We start from the raw sequence: 16,280 nt of genomic DNA on the forward strand, positions 1-16,280 counted from the left end.
CATCGTATAACCTTCGACCTGAATGGTGCCCAAGCTCCAGTAATGGACCAGATTTCAGCTTCAATTAGCAGTATGGCAGGTCAAACTCGACACGGTACTTACCTGAGCATTACATTTTTGTAATGGGTATACGGATTTAATGGTTGATGGGGCACCTTCACCCCATCAATCTGATACCACCCTCAGATGGTTGATAGATCGACTCCGTAGTTGAGTTCCTCTGCGAAGTCCGGCAGTCCGTAACCGATGGTTTTCTTGTAGAAAGGAGAGACCTTCGCAGTCGGTGCCTTCTTCTTGTGCTTCGTGGTGTAGAGCATTCGTGCCCGCATCACCTCGAAGGAGTAACCGCGCCCTTCACGGTTCTTGTCCTTGGCCAGTCGGTTGATGGACTCCGTGTAAGCGTTGGTGACGGGCATGTCCGTCTCGAAGTAGGTCATGGTCTCTTCGCGCCAGTTTCCCACTGCCCTGACCAGATCGCTCCAGACTTCCTTTTGGCCCTTCGGGATGGTGGCTATCCACTCGTCCAGGGCGGCTTCTGCCTGGAGCCGTGTGGTGGCGTCCCAGATGCCGTAGAAGCGCTCCTTGTGCTCGTAGGCGGCCAGCAGTTGCGGGAACGCGCCTGTCCAGGTCTCCATGATGAGGCGCTCCCGGTCTGAGACTTCGTGAGCGCGTTTCAGCAGGATTTTCCGGTCTCCCTTGAGAGTCCGGCTCTGGGACGGTTTCAGCTCCTTTCTGAGGCCCTTGCGCACTCTCTCTAGGGCATCGTTGGCCATGCGCACCACATGGAACTTATCGACCACGTCCTGGCGGCGGGTGGCCAGCAGGTCGAGCAGGGTTCGCTCCTCAATGTTGGTCAGAATGCAGCGGTAGCGCTTGTTCAGGTATAGCTCGTCAATGCCCAGGATGCGGGGCGTCTCGAAGCGGTGCCAGCGCCCCAGGAACTCGGCGCGGGCGTTGAAGATGTCGCGCACCGTCTTCTCGTCCAGGCCGGTCTGTGCCGCCACAAAGGTGTAGGGGTGGTTGAAGGATTCCTTCTCCACGTACTCATGCAGCCGCAGTGTCATACGGAATCCGTCCACCATCTCCGGTAGCTGGGGCCTGAATGTTGTCTTGCAGGCCCGGCAGGTGTATCGGCGGCGGACCACCCAGAGAGTGACCCGCTTGCCGTGGATGGGCAGATCACGATAGGGAACGTCACGCTTGCCGAACCGTACGAACTCACCCTGCACGCCGCATTCCTCGCAGGCGATGGGATCGGGCACGTCCACCTGGAAGTGCATTTCGTCGTCGGTTGATTTGCAGCCCAGTACTTGGTATTGCGGCAGGTGAAGGATGTTGTCGGGAAGTTCGGTCATGGTGTTGTATAGGCGTAGGTGTCAGTCAGATCCATCCGACTCGGCATTGGTGTTTGCTTTTTTACCCAACAAGCTGCTGGAAACGAAAAGTAAGGCACCGAGGACAATTGCAATATCAGCCAGGTTGAAGGCCGGCCAATGCCAGTCTCGCCAATAGAAATCAAAGGAATCCACAACATAGCCGCGAAAGACCCGGTCAATCAGGTTGCCCATGGCGCCACCGAGGATAAGACTGTAAGCGATGGCTTCTCCTTTATGACGATTTTCAAGGATCAGCTTGATCAGAAAAATCGAGACCACTACCGCGATTCCGATAAAAAAGTAGCGCTGCCAGCCTCCACCATTCGCAAAAAGACTGAATGCGGCACCGGTGTTCCATAGGTGCACCCAGTTAAAGAACGGGGTCACCGAAACATACTCGCCATAGGCCATTGATTGCTGCACCAGCCACTTTACAGCCTGATCAGACGCTGCCAGCAGGCCCGATATGGACAATAGGGCATACGGCGAGAGCTTTTTGCCAATAATGAGCATTATTTAACCCTTCAACGCCAAAATGCGTCTGGCACCGTTAAGTACAATGCCCCCCGCGATGGTGCCGATAATCAGATCCGGATAATTGGAACCGGTCCACGCGACCAGGGCGCCGGCGGTGATGACCCCCAGGTTGATCACCACGTCGTTGGCCGAGAATATCCAGCTTGCCTTCATGTGCGCCCCGCCTTCCCGATGTTTGGATATGAGCAGCAGACAACTGGTATTGGCAATCAATGCGACGAATGCGATAGCCATCATCACCAGCGATTCAGGCTCACTACCGAATACAAAGCGTCTCACCACCTCTACGAGCACGCCCACAGCCAAGATCAGTTGCAGTACACCAGCAAGATGCGCGGCACGTACCTGCATTTTCACGCTATGTCCAACCGCATAAAGGGCAAGCCCGTACACCGCCGCATCGGCAAAATTGTCCAGGGATTCTCCAATCAGGCCGGTGGACCGGGCGATCAGACCGGCAGTCATTTCCACCACGAACAGAAGTGCATTGATGCCGAGCAACCAGCGCAGGGTCCCGGATTCTTGCTTAGCAGAAGCTGCCGAAAACTCGGCGGCCTTGATGGTCTCCGGATTTGCAGCGACGGTTTCCTGAAGCGAGGCGCCTAGCCCCAAGGTCTTCAGTTTCGAGGTGACGGGCTCGACCTCGCCGTCATGCACGACCTTCAGCCGGCGGTTCGACAAGTCGAAGGACAGCGCCCGAATCTCCTCAAAGCCGTTCAGGGCTAGGCGAATCATTCGTTCTTCTGATGGACAGTCCATCTTCGGCACGGCATAAACACTGACCCATCTCCCTGGCGCCTCGGAGGAGGCCTGTATATCGGTATCCGCTGCGGACGTTGCATCACCGCCACAGGCGCCACCACAGGATTTGCTCATGATACGTACACGCCGTTAAAACGACCCACTTGCCCTTAACTGTACTGCGCCACTTTTTTTGAAGTCCGCTCCAGTTCAACATTCCAGGGCAGCAGTCGCTCCAGCTTTTCCAGTGTGTCGGCGTTGGCGATACGCTCCAGCACATGCCGGATGTACGCCGAGGGTTCCAGGTCGTTGGCTTTGGCCGTTTCGATCAGGGAGTAGCAGGTGGCGCTGGCGTGAGCGCCCTGCGGGGTATCCGCGAACAACCAGGCCTTGCGACCCACGGCGAACGGACGGATGGCATTCTCGGCCAGCACGTTGCTGATGTGCAGGTCACCCCGCTCACAGTAGCCGATCAGGGTGGGCCACTGGTTCAGGGTGTATTCCATAGCTTTGCGAGTTAACCCGCCTTTCATCACGCGACCCACGTTGGCGTCCAGCCAGGCCTTGAACGCTTCCAGTCGAGGCAGGCTCGATGCCTGACGGATCTGATAGCGTTCGGCAATGCTCAGGTCCTTGATCTGACGTTCGATGGCATACAGTTTGTTGATGTGACTGAGTGCCACATCCGCTTTGGACAGCTTGGCCTGTTTGCCTTTACCCGCCGGCTTGGCCGCTTTGGTCGCTTCGATGAACTTGCGGCGGGCGTGATCCCAGCAGCCAATGCGGGTCAGCTTATTGGCTGAACAGATCGGTTCATAACCGGAGTAACCATCCGCCTGCAGCACACCCTTGAAGTCATCGAGCAGGCGCACGGGCACCGCTCCACTTCGGGAGGGATCATAGGCGAACAGGACGGACGGTTGGCCCGGCGGTCCGCCTCGGGTCACCCACATCCATTTATCGGATTGGGCAGCTTTGCCATCCTCTTTGAGTACCTGGATGCGGGTTTCGTCGGCCTGCAGGTAGGCCGCACTGTTCTGCGCTTCCCGCATCAGGTTGATCAGCGGTTTGAACACCTCATCCAGACGGATGATCCAGTGGGCCATGCTGGTGCGACTCAGCTCATGGCCCAGACGCTTGAACATCTGCTCCTGACGGTAGAGCGGCAAGCCATCGGCATATTTGGAGGTGATCAGGTAAGCCAGCAGGGCCGGAGTAGCGATGCATTTGCCCAGCGGGTGTGTCGGGCGAGCCGCGGCCAGGATACGCTCATCACCGTCCTGCTCGAACACCGCTTTTTCCTGCCAGTATTCCAGCACTTTGAGCTGAGCCGGGATGTATTCCAGCTCTTCCTTGACCTTGGTGAAGAAGGTTTTCACTGCCCCAGCTTTTTCCTCATCGCTGAGGCACAGCTCGATGCGCTCACGCAGCAGATTATCAGAGAAGCCACGCTGACGGCGTTTGGGTGTAGACGCGGCAGCAGGAGTATCGTCTTCAGCAACTTCAATATCATCCGGGAGCTGATCCCGCAGCTGATCGATCTCGGCTTCCAGCTCGGACTCATCGAAGAGGTGGATCTGGTGGACCGTTTTTTCACTGCTGGCCGCGAACCGCTGGATGCGCTGCAAGCGCAGCATCTCTTCCAGCAGCAGGATGTATTGCTCGCGCTTCTGGATATGCTGCTCTTGATGTTGGAGTTGCTGCTGTAGACCAGCCACCATCGACAGCAAGTCAGCGGTCGATAAACCGCTGAGTTCAGGCATCTTTGAGGTGGTTTCGGGCTGTGTTTTCATGGGCAAAATTATATCAAAAACAGCCAGTTGAAGCACCCAAAACCCGCTATCCAACGGCCTCATAATGTACGGTTTTATGGCCTTGCAGCAGACTGATGTCATAACCATCGAGCAACCAGTTGATCTGCTCGCCGGTCAGCGGCATCAGCTCATCAGCCGGGCTGGGCCACTTGAATTTCTCTTCGGCCAGCGCCTTGTAATAGAGGATAAAACCGTTGTCTTCCCACATCAGGCACTTGATCTTGTTACGCTGCCGGTTGGTGAACGCATACAGGGCACCAGTGAAGGGGCTACGCCCTAACTCCTGCTCAATCAGCACCGCCAGGCCATTGGCTTGCTTGCGAAAATCAATGGGCTCACGGTACAGATAGATCTCGGGCATGGACCGAGAGGGACGCAGATACCGTGGCTTCATCAGAGCTGCCTCAGGATTGCACCGAGCAGGTCAACATTACCGGCATGCAGGCCTGTAATGGCCATGCCACCCGGAAGCCTCAGGGTCAGATCATCCGATAGCGGTGAAGCGGCCACCTGGGTGACGCGAGCAAAGCCGGGTGTTGGTGAGCGCTCGGTATCGGTCGCATCATCTGTACCTTCGAGCTTGCGGCGCCAATAGACAAACTGGTGATAGGACAGCGATTGCTGTTTGCAGAAGGCAGCGCCGGATAGCCCAGTATCACGCCAGTGTTCAATGTGCTGTTGCCAGTGGTAAGTGCGCTCGGCTGAGTTCATGCTGGATTCCTCGCGTAGGTGACGATGGAATCAGTGTGCGGCGGTTAGTGGCTGGAAAAAAGGGGCTGATTTATGGGCGGATACCATGATACGACTCCACTTGAACAATGTTGTGGTACCATTTAAAACTATAAAGCTACTATAAGGTCAATAGAGTAAAGAATCCGTTGGGGAGGAGGCTGATGCGCATTGGTCAGTTGGCGCAGTTGGTAGGGGTCGAAACACAGACGATCCGCTTCTATGAACAGCAGGGCTTGTTGCCGCCGCCTGATCGGCAGGACAACGGTTACCGTGTCTATACCGAGAAGCATGGTGAGGGGCTGTCCTTCATCCGTCGCTGTAGAATCCTGGGCCTGTCACTGGCTGAGATTCACGAACTACAGAGCTATCAGGACGACCCTCATCAGCCTTGTACCGCCGTCAACGCCTTGCTCGATGATCACATCTCTCATGTGCGGTCGCAGATAACCGCTCTGCAAGCGCTTGAGAAACAACTCGTTTCACTGAGAGCGAGTTGCAACGATGACCGGGAAGTTGAGGCGTGTGGGGTTCTTGCTGGAATTAGCGAAGGAAACATGCACCAGCAGTAGGTGAAGCATCAACCAGATAATCCGATGAGATGCCGGTCTGTCTCACTCTCATGCAAAGGTAAGATCAACCATTTAATCCGCATACCCTATATTAATAAAAGGAATCGTAATGAATGTTTTCAGAAGGCACGCCTTGATCAAAAAAAGATTTAATTGAGCATTCAACCATTACTGGAGGGCCTGCAAGATAAATATCAAATTCACATAATGAAGCTCCTAAATCTTCGTTCACAACTTCATGTAAAAAGCCTGTTGGTCCAGTCCACTCATTGTTCGATTGAGAAAGAACAGTTTTAATATCTATTATCTCATTATTGGTAAAAACCAAAGAGCTCCAGTTGGGGATATCTTGAGTTGATCTAGAACCGTAGTAAAACAAAAAATCTTTACCTTCAGAAAAAGCTTGTTTGGCTATTGAGGCTGCATAGGATAAGCCAGAACCCCCTCCTATAATAAGAAGCTTACGATTACTCCGTTGATAGTATGAATGTCCAAATGGTCCTTTCAATATCAAAGTGCTATCTATATTGATTTTATCAAAAATATGATTTGAGAAAATACCATCAGGAACTCTCTTGATATAGAAATCGATATGTCCGTCTTTAATGTAGTTATTAGCTATAGAGTAGGCACGATCAATTGATGGAAGTAAAGGATCACTAAGAAGGCAAAATTGACCAGGTAGCCATGACATATTTTCATCAGGTTTTAATGTTATCTTGATAAAATCATGAGTTAATAGTTCCTTTGAGATAACTGAAGATCTAATCTTTGATATTTTTGTTTTTTGGATAAATTTATTATCAAGCTTTACTTTAATATCTAAGTCAGAGTTTAATTTACATTTACATGCCAAGTGCCTATTACCTTTCTTTAAATCCCTTGAAGATAGCCCTGTAGGATTTTCTTCGGTTTTTATAATATTACCTTGTATCAATTCAAACTTACAAAGGCCGCATTTGCCAGTAACGCATTCGTAAGGGTAACCAATACCTGCATTCAATAGGTCAGTCAACATTGAATGATCCGTTGATGATTGAATTGAGATGGGGTTGTTATTTATTTTGATTATAGGCACTTGTTAACTCCATTACTCAGATGGTTCTAAACCGAAAACTTTATCAAGACGAAGAGCAATTTTAATATCACCGCGTAACTTCATTCTTCCAGTCATTAGGGCAAGCTTTGGATTGAGTTCTTTATCTAGTATTTTTGTTAAGTTTTCAGGTTTGATTTTGATCGTAATATCGGAATCAATATCTGAGTCATGTACATTGTTAGGAATACTTATTCCGTCAATGAATATTACTTCATTATTTCCTAAATCGAATTTAACTTTTGCATTAAGCCCTGAATCTTCCCCAACAGAGTTGGTAATTCGCTGTCTAAGATCTGTTACATTCATGATTTAATAACCTTATTGTTCTTCCAAAATTAATACTTCATTATTCACAATATCTACTTGGTAAGTTTTTAACGCTACTGTACATGGTTCTGATTCTGGTTCCCCTGTACATATATTGAATGCACCACCATGGAAAGGGCATTCAATAACATCACCGTCAATTTCACCTTCTGATAATGATGCTATACCGTGGGTGCATGTGTCTTCTGTAGCATAAAACTTTCCCTCTATTCTATAAATAGCTATTGGGCTTTTTCCAGGTCGTGAAAATTTAAATATAGAATTTTCTAAAATGTCTGATTCCATACATGCTTTAACCCATTTTTTATTCATATGAACCTCCTAAGTTCTGAGTTTCAAAAATAATTCGGTAGCATTTGCAAAATCCGTAGGGTGTTCTATCATCGCCCAATGACCACAGTTTGGAATTATATAACCCCAGCTATCTTCAATCAAATCTAAGAATTTGTAAGCAGTAGTAATTGGTACAACCTTATCTTCTTTTCCCTGGACAACTAAGGTTGGAACTTTGACTTTTTCGATATATTCATCAGGGTAAAATAAACCTCCTTGTTGTTTAATCCATGTCATAGTCGATGCATAGGCTTCTCGAGTTTCTGCATCCAAGGCATATTCAACACGTTTTTTGACCATTTTGGGATCAATTTGAAAATCGTCATTTGTCAAAGCTTCAACAAGCTTGTACATCCCAGTTTCTGTGAAATCATAATTAACAATCGGTTTCAAATCTTCGTGTAGTTCTACAACCAGACCAGCACTTCCCATTAGAACCAAATTCTTAACTAGTTCAGGTCTTTCAACACAGACACCAAGTGCTGTAGCTCCTCCCATTGAATTTCCAACTAGTGAAACTTTTCCTTCTAGTCCAAGTGCTTTGATAAAACTAACAAGATGTTTAGTTCGTATTTGCTGTGAATACTCAATTTTAGGCTTTGCAGTTTTACCAAAGCCGATCATATCAACAGCGTATACCTTAAAATTTTCTGCTAAAATTGGAATCACACCTTTCCAATTTCCTTCACTTTCAGCTCCTGCACCACCGCCGTGTATTAATATGACCGGACTTCCTTCCCCTGCCTCAAGGTATCTAGTTTCAATACCATCTGCATTTAAATATTTTTCTGAATAATCAATTGACTTCAAAGTTTATACCTCCAACTCCTGTGAACCATTTTCTCATCGGTTCGTAATAAATTTTTTCTCCAGATACATTACCTGAAATTTCTGATGCCATTAGCCAGGTAAGTATTTCAATTCCAGCGTTACCGCCTTCTTGAATTATCCTTTCATTTCCCATATTAGTTATGATTTCTTGTTCTCCATTACATAAACGATCCATTATCATATGATCAAATTTTTCAGAAACTTCACCATGATTTTCTATACATAACCAATGTGATAAACCACCTGCAGCTATTACTGATATATTTAATTTTTCATCTAGTTCATTTATCGATTTTTTTATAGTTCTAGCTAATGAAACACATCTGCTAGCTTCAGCCATTGGGGATGTGTTTATATTCACTATTAATGGAACAATTGGATAATTTTTAAGGTCCATGAATGTCAGAGGTATCATAATTCCATGATCTAGCTTCAATTCTTCCGACTGACATAAATCGAATCCGTCCTGATCCGCTGTTTCAACGATTGTATTTGCTAGAAGTCTACTACCTTTAATATTTTCAATAGGTATGTCCATATCACCCATTGTTGTATATTCATCAGATATGCCTATTGCAAATCTAGGTTGTAAAGATAAATCAAAATTACACATATGATCACTAGATATTATTAGAATAATATCTGGCTTGCTTTTTTTGATTATATTTCCAAGCTTTTTCATGCCTTCAATAACATTTCTTGCCTGGTCTTCACAACCATTTGCAGACATTACAATATGTGATGTCGCACAAGAGCTAACAATATTAGCCATGATAATCACCATTTTTTATTGCAAGGCAATCGTTTACAGAAACGTGTATTCCTATTTCTGGAGTTCTAAACATCATGTAATGCATTTGTAGTATAGGGTGCATCCCCACTGCGCTTAATAAAGCAGGCTCTGCTTTCACTAATGCATTAAACTCTTCATTTGTAAGGTTTAGTTCTTTCAAATAATCGATGTTTTCTAACAGCTTTTCCCTAAATTGAGGTTCTTTAATAATTCTTTGAACTATTTTATTAATTTTATAGTTAGACACTTTTTACCTCCTTTTTAAGGGGGTGGCTTTAAAGCCACCCTATATTTTTATCCTTTTATATTTTCTAAAGTCTGTATTCCTTTATTATGCTTATCTGCAAGTTTTCTCCACTCTACAATTGCTTCGTCAGGTTCAAAAAGGATTTCATTTACCCAACCTTTGTCATCGGCATAGAAATCTACCATTGCTTCCCTTGCCCAAATATCGTCATCGTTAAATCCCATTAATGCCATTTTTTTCCATTTATGATCAAAAGAATGTTCATATGCTTTAATTTCTTCTTCTGTTTCACATTTTTTTCCTAATGTTTGGAAATAAATATGTGTATTTTCATCAACAGGTACATACCATTCAAACTGCATCATATCGGGGTTTGGCCATGGATTAACCTTCAATACACCTGGAAGCCAGATTGAGATGTTATTAGCAACTAAAGTTGATCCATAATTACCTTCACGAACTAATTCCCCATCTATTGTTCCTTCAAAAACGGGCACACTTGCGTCTCCAATTAGGTCATATACTCCCTTTCGTCCGCCTTCTGAGTCATCAGCGATAACTTTTGTTTGTTTGCTTCTATCTTCACCTGGTGCAAAACCTAGAGGTAATACTAGATCGTTACCCTGCACCAGAATTGCGTCTTTATGGATATATATGTGGCTTGGATCAAATCCGTTTTCGACACCTAGTCTCCAGTTAGACTTAATCTCTCTTGCTATACCCAAAATTTCTAATCCATCGTCAAGGAATTCAGGTGGTGTATCATGAGCTAATGGATGTGGCTCACCGTCGCCAAGGAATATAAAGACGCAATTTTTTGCTTCTTCAACTGGATATACTTTAAGTTTATGCCGACCAATTTGGGCACTAGATGGGTTGGTCATGATGTCGCATAATTCACCAGTTTCCCATTTGTATGTCCAAGCGTGATACCAGCAAGTAATTGTATCCTTTGTCATACAATCTAATTTTTCTGACAATGGCACCCCTCGATGAAGGCATCTATCTTTTATACAATGTAACTTTCCATCGATTCGTTTAACTAAAAGAGGTTCACCAAGTAGTTTAATTTTTTTAACTTCACCCTCTGCTATATCTTTAGAAAACATAACCGGATACCAGTGATTTCGAAATCCGTACTTGGCGTCTACATACCCTGGCCAACCCTTCACTTTTTTCAAAATATCTTCTGACACGTTACTCATTTTAATTACCTTTCTATCTCATTAATGGAAGTGGTGAACCCAACGAATATTTAGCCTGTCACCTTCAGATCTATTTTCTGCATCATTTTCAAAATATAAATTTGCAAATATATGATCATGTTGCGAAAAGCTGAGAACTGCTCCGGGGCCCATTGCCCATACTTTTTCTTTTCTTCCAGACACTTTATTCCCATTAATTTCTGTATCTGTTATTTGATTCAAGAAATAACCATTCAATCCAACAGCAAAAGCTCTATTAACCCTGTATAAAGCTGTCAAGTTTCCATGGACAGCTTGCCCAGGCTTTACACTATTGACCCCAGGACCATATGAAACACTCGGATTAGTATTCTTACCGTTGTATAAATAGTGTAGACGCCATGAGAATGTCATTTCTGGCTTTAGCCATGCCGTACCTGCCCAGTATGGGTTAAATGACCAATGGTTAGAGCTTGGGTTAATAGTTTTGCTGCTATCATATTCACCTGTAGGCAATATGAACTGGAGCTCTAAACGGTTCACATATTTGGGTCCGTTAGTCCCCATCACCGGGTCCCATTGAATTGCAGGGCCAACAAGCAAATCACCAAATCCCGTTTTGGCGCTTATAGCTAGATTTCCAATACCGTCATCTGTTGTTTCCGATAAAATTGTTGGTTGTACAACGTCTATCGCTAGCTTCCCTCCTAATATTTCGATATCACTCATATAGATTCCTTGTGTTAATGCGATATCTAATTCGGCTTCTGTTTTCGGTAACGGCAATTTATTCCCATTAGAATCAGCAAAAAACTCACTGTCATAATTCTGTAGGTATTGAATGAAGTACCAACCTTTACCTGCGGGCGGCATACCATCGAGGAAACTTGTAGCTCCCAAATTCACAGTTGGTAGATCATATGCAAACAACAACGGACTCATCGTTAATAGAAAAGCCATAGATAGTCTGCGAGTTATTTTTCCAAGCCAATTTTGGCTCAATTGACAATCGCTGTTTTTCACAACAGTCCTCTCTTTTTTATTGTAGGATCAAATTGTTCTACAATCTAAGTTAGAGCTTAACTTTTTTGTTGTCAAGTATCAATGTCATGCCCGCCGCAAGTTCATCGAAGCGACCAAAGCGGCCAAGCCAGCGGGTAAAGGCAAACAGGCCAAACTGTCCAAAGCGGATGTGGCACTCAGTCATATCAACAAACTGTATGCCATCGAGCGTCAGATCAAGGACCTGAGCGTGGCCGAACGCTACCGGATCCGTCAGGCGTCGAGCCTGCCTCGACTGGAAGCGTTCAAGGCCTGGCTGGACGCCAACGTGGATCGCGTGATGAAAGGCGGGCTAACTCGCAAAGCTATGGAATACACCCTGAACCAGTGGCCCACCCTGATCGGCTACTGTGAGCGGGGTGACCTGCACATCAGCAACGTGCTGGCCGAGAATGCCATCCGTCCGTTCGCTGTGGGGCGCAAAGCTTGGTTGTTCGCGGATACCCCGCAAGGCGCTCACGCCAGTGCTACCTGTTACTCCCTGATCGAAACGGCCAAAGCCAACGACCTGGAACCCTCGGCGTACATCCGGCACGTGCTGGAACGCATCGCCAACGCCGACACACTGGAAAAGCTGGAGCGACTGCTGCCTTGGAATGTTGAACTGGAGCGGACTTCAAAAAAAGTGGCGCAGTACAGTTAAGGGCAAGTGGGTCGTTTTAACGGCGGATACGCTATTTCTGCCTTTGCGATAGCGTTTATGTCCCTGGCGCAGACACCTGTAAAGCTTGCCGCCACTAGCCTTATCGGCGGCAATATGGCGGTAGATCCATTCATGGCTGACGGGTAGACCAATGAGTTTACCGATACCGCTTATTTGCTCAGGACTCCATAACCAAGACAGGGTCATTTCAACATACTGTACGACCAGTTCTGACACGCGACGCTTGTGAGAGCTGGTTCGGCGACGCAAGGCTTTCTGATGCGCACTCTCGGGTTCGTACACGTTCTGGTCGCTGTTACGCTTCAACTCCCGATAGACAGTGGAACGGTGGATCTTCACCGCTCTGGCGATCGCTGCGGGGGAATAGCCCTGCACAAGAAGGGCCGATATCTGGTATCGTTTCCCCTCGGTCAACTGCTGATAACTCATGGTGATACATCTTTTACTTTGGCGAGCGAAAGCGTACCACTAATCAGCAGTTGGCCACCCCTCTCCGTTCAACCATGAGTGTCGCACTTATTATCTGAATTCCCGGGCATCGATTGGATTTTATGAACTGTATATATTTTTAACCACCAGATTGAATGGAAAACCGACGCTTTATTTATCGCCGGATTTTCTAATTGGTTAACCAAGCTTAAATGCTTGAATAAACCGTAATGTGATGAATGTATTGGTTATCCTACATCCACAACGCACTAATAACCTGAATCAGTGACTTCATCTGTCGTTGCGGTGCCACTGTCCTGAGTATGACCGTGCCCTTTAACACCGCTCGATCTTATCCGGATTCTGCCGCCGCGTCTGCGCTACTGCAGCATCATTCACCGTCTTCTCCGACGTTTTTTTGCTCTGAATGCTATCGGGAACCACAAAACATCCTGCCATGCATGGCGCTTTGTGGCTTGGCGGTTGAACGAGGTGAGTTAAGCCGAGTGGATCAGATCAACTCGTAGATGCAACCGAACGCCCTGAACCCGGGGCAATGTTGGCCAAAACGCAGGTAAAGACGGCGGCCGCTGCTGACCAGGCGGCAGGCCATATACATCAGCTCCTGCATGACGGTCTTCAGCCGCCGACGTTTGGCCGGATGACGCACCGGCGCATCCGGTCCCAGCAGTACGCGCTGTCCCATCCAGCGCAATATGTTGTAGCCCAGTACAGCAAACGCCATGACCAGGTCGTTGGTATCGAACTTCCCTGACGGCAAACGTTCGAGATCCAGATCAGTCTTGAACTCACTGTGGAACTGTTCGCTGGTGGCATGATCGCGGTACAGCGCCATGACGGTCGCCTCATCCGCAATCTCGGATGGGAGCGAGGTGGTCCAGCCTTCAAGGCTGACCTCAGGTTCCAGAAACAGCTGCCCCTCGGCGTCACTCTGGCGAACCGTAACTTTTACGATCAGACGGTCGCCAGTGCCATCCAGCGGTTCGCTCACCAACGTTTCCATTTTTCCGGGTCGGACATGACACCAGAGTGCTCCGGCCGCATGAGCCTTGTCCATCCACGCCAGTCCGTCTTGCGAACGGGGGTTCCACTTGATCAGATAGTCCACCCCATGGGCACGAAAGTACGCACGGTTGTCGGCGGCATCATGGGCGCTGTCAAGACGTACCAGTAGCGGTGCATCGGTCAGCTCTCGGACTCGAGGCAGCACCCGGTCGAGGGTGTGAATAAACTCTTTATTGGCATGTTGGTTACCCGGTCGCAGCTCACAGCCCAGACACCAGCCCTCCGTGCCCAGGTAGGCCGCGATGGGGGCATAACCGTCATGCCCCTTGTAGGTATAGGCCACGCCCTCTTTTTTACTGTTGCTGTTGTCCATGGGAAACACGTCCATATCCAGTGGCACGTGCCCGGTGGTGAGTGTGCCGATAGGCACCGAAGCGTTACACAGAAACTCGACGCTGGCCTCATCCAATAACGGGATCAGTGCGCGGGCATCTTCATCAAAGCGCTGACGCAGCCGGGCCGATGAAGGTGATTGCTTGATGCCCATGGCCGCTTTGAAGAAGGGATCATGGCGTGCGTGCTCGACCGCTTCGAAGTCGCTCTTGCCAAGGCAAATCAACCCCAGGTAGGTACGGATGAGGTCGATGTTGGCGATGCCATGGCGCTTGACGATGGAGCGCGAGGTCTTAGCCAGAGAGGACATCGTGTTGAGACTATATCCGACGACTGCAAGGCCGCCGTGAGGTGTAATGACTTCGGTTTTGGACTGTTCGAGCTTGAAGGTACGCATGGTCAGAGTTCACTGTTTGGGTGAATCGATAGCGAGCTTCATTTTATCGTTACATCCCCCATGATTACAGGGCTGTAAGGAATCAGTGAGGGCTTGAAGTCACGGATTCAGGTGGAAGTGCAGGGGAAAACAGCAATATTGGTGGCCATTGATAAAAAAGCGGCAGGCGTTGTCGCTGTTGCGGACACGATTAAGGACGATTCAAAACCCGCTATAAGAGCAATGCACGATCTAAATATTCACGTGGTGATGGTTACCGGCGATAATGAAAGAACAGCTAAATTTGTTGCCGAACAAGTTGGTATTGATGAAGTTCTGGCTAATGTTTTGCCGGAAGGAAAGGTCGATTCGATTAAACAGTTGCAGGCCAAATATGGTAATAGTGTAGCGATGGTGGGTGACGGTATTAATGATGCACCTGCTTTAAAACAGGCCAATGTTGGGGTTGCCATCGGTGCGGGTGCCGATGTCGCAATTGAAGCGGCTGATGTCACGCTGATACAAGGTCAATTGAAAAAACTTGTTGAGGCAATCCTATTGTCAAAAGCTACTTTCCGAAAAATCGTCGAAAACCTGTTTTGGGCCTGGCTTTACAATCTGGCTGCAATTCCTGTAGCGGCACTGGGGTTACTGCATCCGATGATCGGTGTGATCGCAATGACCGCAAGTTCATTGTCTGTTATTGGGAACTCGATTCTTTTGAAGCGAGCCAACATTACGGTTGAACAACCGGAGGAGGTCATGAGTAATCAATGAGGGCGCTCAGAGCTCTGCGTCAGCTCGCGGTTATTAAATTTTAACCACCTGATCCAAGCGTCCTTCAAAATGAATTGCCAGCTGGGATAGTGAGTTCTGGATCAGTATGGTCCATTTCTCTGAGGCATTCAACAAGCCAGCGTAAAGCAGTTTCAGTAAGCTGTTTTCGTTCGGGAAAGCACCTTTGGTTTTGGTTAGTTTGCAGAGCTGACGGTGCACCGCCTCGATAGCCTTGGTGGTGTAGATCGCTTTGCGCACGTATTAGGGGGTGTTTAAAGTAGGTTGACAGTTAGCTCCACTTGCGATGCCAGGATTGCAACACGACCGGATAAAGAACTCTCAGTTTGGCCTCCAGCTCATCCAGAGCAGTTTCTGCTGCCTCATGTGTTGCGGCACGATAAACCGGCATTCAGATCCGCCATCAATGCCTTCTGGTGCTTGCTGGCGACATACTTCACTGAGTTGCGGATCTGATGGATCACGCGCTGCTGGATCTCTGTGTCAGGGCAAGTGCTTGCAATAGCCTCAGGGAAGCCGGTGAAGCCATCGACGCAGGCGATCAGGATATCCTTCACTCATGGTTATGAAGATCCGTCAGAACCGATAACCGGCAGTTGGCCCTTTCACTTTCCTACAGGTACAGACCCAACAGCTCCTTGCGGTCTTCAGCATTGAATTCGAGCAATGTGTACACCGCCTTGCTGACATAACGACCGCCTTCCCGAATTTTGTAGTGGATCGCATCCAGCCATAAGATGGGGTAAACCGCCTCCAGTGGCCACTGCTGCCCGCTTTTGAAGCGGTCAGTGAAACCGCTGAGTACAGCTTCCGAAACCTCCAGTCCATACATATCCTTCACATGGCCGCGGATATCCCAATAGCTCATGCCGAGGGCGAACATGGATAGTATTTTTCGGTCGATTTCGTCGGTGAGTTTGGTCTGGTTCGTCTACCTTACGATGTCTGCAGG

17 protein-coding genes and 3 pseudogenes are annotated in these 16,280 nt (G+C 47.9%); 3 read left to right on the forward strand and 17 right to left on the reverse strand.

The window, feature by feature from the left end; genetic code table 11:
• Positions 1 to 182: 182 nt before the first annotated feature.
• The 6 genes from CFI10_RS14605 to tnpA are packed head-to-tail and all read right to left on the reverse strand — an operon-like array spanning position 183 to position 5,179.
• On the reverse strand, positions 183 to 1,355 hold the full coding sequence (locus tag CFI10_RS14605; RefSeq protein ID WP_206835674.1) for a transposase: 1,173 nt from the start codon (positions 1,353 to 1,355) through the stop codon (positions 183 to 185).
• A gap of 21 nt (positions 1,356 to 1,376) precedes the next feature.
• Positions 1,377 to 1,889, reverse strand: coding sequence for a signal peptidase II (gene lspA / locus CFI10_RS14610; RefSeq protein ID WP_003821921.1), 513 nt, complete (start codon positions 1,887 to 1,889; stop codon positions 1,377 to 1,379).
• A gap of 3 nt (positions 1,890 to 1,892) precedes the next feature.
• Entirely contained in the window at positions 1,893 to 2,789 is an 897-nt protein-coding gene (locus CFI10_RS14615; protein ID WP_004364974.1) for a cation efflux transmembrane domain-containing protein, read from the reverse strand.
• Between the two features lie 35 nt (positions 2,790 to 2,824).
• On the reverse strand, positions 2,825 to 4,447 hold the full coding sequence (gene tnpC / locus CFI10_RS14620; protein WP_206834804.1) for an IS66 family transposase: 1,623 nt from the start codon (positions 4,445 to 4,447) through the stop codon (positions 2,825 to 2,827).
• Positions 4,448 to 4,493: 46 nt separating this feature from the next.
• Positions 4,494 to 4,829, reverse strand: coding sequence for an IS66 family insertion sequence element accessory protein TnpB (tnpB, locus tag CFI10_RS14625; RefSeq protein WP_206834807.1), 336 nt, complete (start codon positions 4,827 to 4,829; stop codon positions 4,494 to 4,496).
• A 32-nt stretch (positions 4,830 to 4,861) separates the two neighbouring features.
• Positions 4,862 to 5,179, reverse strand: coding sequence for an IS66 family insertion sequence element accessory protein TnpA (gene tnpA / locus CFI10_RS14630; RefSeq protein WP_206834810.1), 318 nt, complete (start codon positions 5,177 to 5,179; stop codon positions 4,862 to 4,864).
• A gap of 182 nt (positions 5,180 to 5,361) precedes the next feature.
• Here tnpA and cadR point away from each other — a divergent pair, with 182 nt between their 5' ends.
• Positions 5,362 to 5,769: a Cd(II)/Pb(II)-responsive transcriptional regulator gene (cadR, locus tag CFI10_RS14635; RefSeq protein ID WP_126039544.1), complete on the forward strand. Its 408-nt coding sequence runs from the start codon at positions 5,362 to 5,364 to the stop codon at positions 5,767 to 5,769.
• A 91-nt stretch (positions 5,770 to 5,860) separates the two neighbouring features.
• On the opposite strand, the gene CFI10_RS14640 is transcribed toward cadR, so the two are convergent.
• From CFI10_RS14640 to CFI10_RS14675, 8 genes are read right to left on the reverse strand one after another with little or no spacing between them, the layout of a single operon-like run.
• Positions 5,861 to 6,847, reverse strand: coding sequence for a 2Fe-2S iron-sulfur cluster binding domain-containing protein (locus tag CFI10_RS14640; RefSeq protein WP_206835677.1), 987 nt, complete (start codon positions 6,845 to 6,847; stop codon positions 5,861 to 5,863).
• A gap of 12 nt (positions 6,848 to 6,859) precedes the next feature.
• Complete coding sequence (locus CFI10_RS14645) at positions 6,860 to 7,174, reverse strand: SCP2 sterol-binding domain-containing protein (protein ID WP_206835681.1); 315 nt, start codon at positions 7,172 to 7,174, stop codon at positions 6,860 to 6,862.
• 12 nt (positions 7,175 to 7,186) lie between these two features.
• Positions 7,187 to 7,507 carry a non-heme iron oxygenase ferredoxin subunit gene (locus tag CFI10_RS14650; RefSeq protein ID WP_126039552.1) on the reverse strand — a complete coding sequence of 107 codons (321 nt, stop codon included), beginning with the start codon at positions 7,505 to 7,507 and terminating at the stop codon, positions 7,187 to 7,189.
• 9 nt (positions 7,508 to 7,516) lie between these two features.
• The gene (locus CFI10_RS14655; RefSeq protein WP_206835683.1) at positions 7,517 to 8,338 is read right to left on the reverse strand and encodes an alpha/beta fold hydrolase; all 822 of its coding nucleotides are present in this window, start codon (positions 8,336 to 8,338) and stop codon (positions 7,517 to 7,519) included.
• Entirely contained in the window at positions 8,325 to 9,131 is an 807-nt protein-coding gene (locus CFI10_RS14660; RefSeq protein WP_126039558.1) for a DODA-type extradiol aromatic ring-opening family dioxygenase, read from the reverse strand. The genes CFI10_RS14655 and CFI10_RS14660 overlap by 14 nt, the downstream gene beginning before the upstream one ends.
• Entirely contained in the window at positions 9,124 to 9,399 is a 276-nt protein-coding gene (locus CFI10_RS14665) for a hypothetical protein (protein WP_206835687.1), read from the reverse strand. The genes CFI10_RS14660 and CFI10_RS14665 overlap by 8 nt, the downstream gene beginning before the upstream one ends.
• Positions 9,400 to 9,446: 47 nt before the next feature.
• Positions 9,447 to 10,604 (reverse strand): Rieske 2Fe-2S domain-containing protein, encoded by a 1,158-nt coding sequence (locus tag CFI10_RS14670; protein WP_206835691.1) that lies wholly within the window; start codon positions 10,602 to 10,604, stop codon positions 9,447 to 9,449.
• A 21-nt stretch (positions 10,605 to 10,625) separates the two neighbouring features.
• Positions 10,626 to 11,606, reverse strand: a complete 981-nt coding sequence (locus tag CFI10_RS14675; protein WP_206835693.1) for a SphA family protein — start codon at positions 11,604 to 11,606, stop codon at positions 10,626 to 10,628.
• Between the two features lie 85 nt (positions 11,607 to 11,691).
• Between CFI10_RS14675 and CFI10_RS14680 the strand changes: the two are divergent.
• A pseudogene (locus CFI10_RS14680) lies at positions 11,692 to 12,288 on the forward strand (IS66 family transposase); the annotation flags it as partial.
• Positions 12,289 to 12,315: 27 nt separating this feature from the next.
• Here CFI10_RS14680 and CFI10_RS14685 read toward each other — a convergent pair.
• Both CFI10_RS14685 and CFI10_RS14690 read right to left on the reverse strand, forming a co-directional pair.
• A pseudogene (locus tag CFI10_RS14685) lies at positions 12,316 to 12,738 on the reverse strand (IS30 family transposase); the annotation flags it as partial.
• A gap of 511 nt (positions 12,739 to 13,249) precedes the next feature.
• The gene (locus CFI10_RS14690; protein WP_206835697.1) at positions 13,250 to 14,554 is read right to left on the reverse strand and encodes an IS1380 family transposase; all 1,305 of its coding nucleotides are present in this window, start codon (positions 14,552 to 14,554) and stop codon (positions 13,250 to 13,252) included.
• Positions 14,555 to 14,647: 93 nt separating this feature from the next.
• Here CFI10_RS14690 and CFI10_RS14695 point away from each other — a divergent pair, with 93 nt between their 5' ends.
• Entirely contained in the window at positions 14,648 to 15,310 is a 663-nt protein-coding gene (locus CFI10_RS14695; protein ID WP_242530008.1) for a heavy metal translocating P-type ATPase, read from the forward strand.
• 33 nt (positions 15,311 to 15,343) lie between these two features.
• Here the strand turns inward: CFI10_RS14695 and CFI10_RS19270 are convergent.
• Positions 15,344 to 16,256 (reverse strand): annotated as a pseudogene (locus tag CFI10_RS19270) (IS256 family transposase); the annotation flags it as partial.
• Positions 16,257 to 16,280: the final 24 nt, after the last annotated feature.

It is taken from the genome of Marinobacterium iners (assembly GCF_017310015.1).
Classification (GTDB): Bacteria; Pseudomonadota; Gammaproteobacteria; order Pseudomonadales; family Balneatricaceae; genus Marinobacterium; species Marinobacterium iners.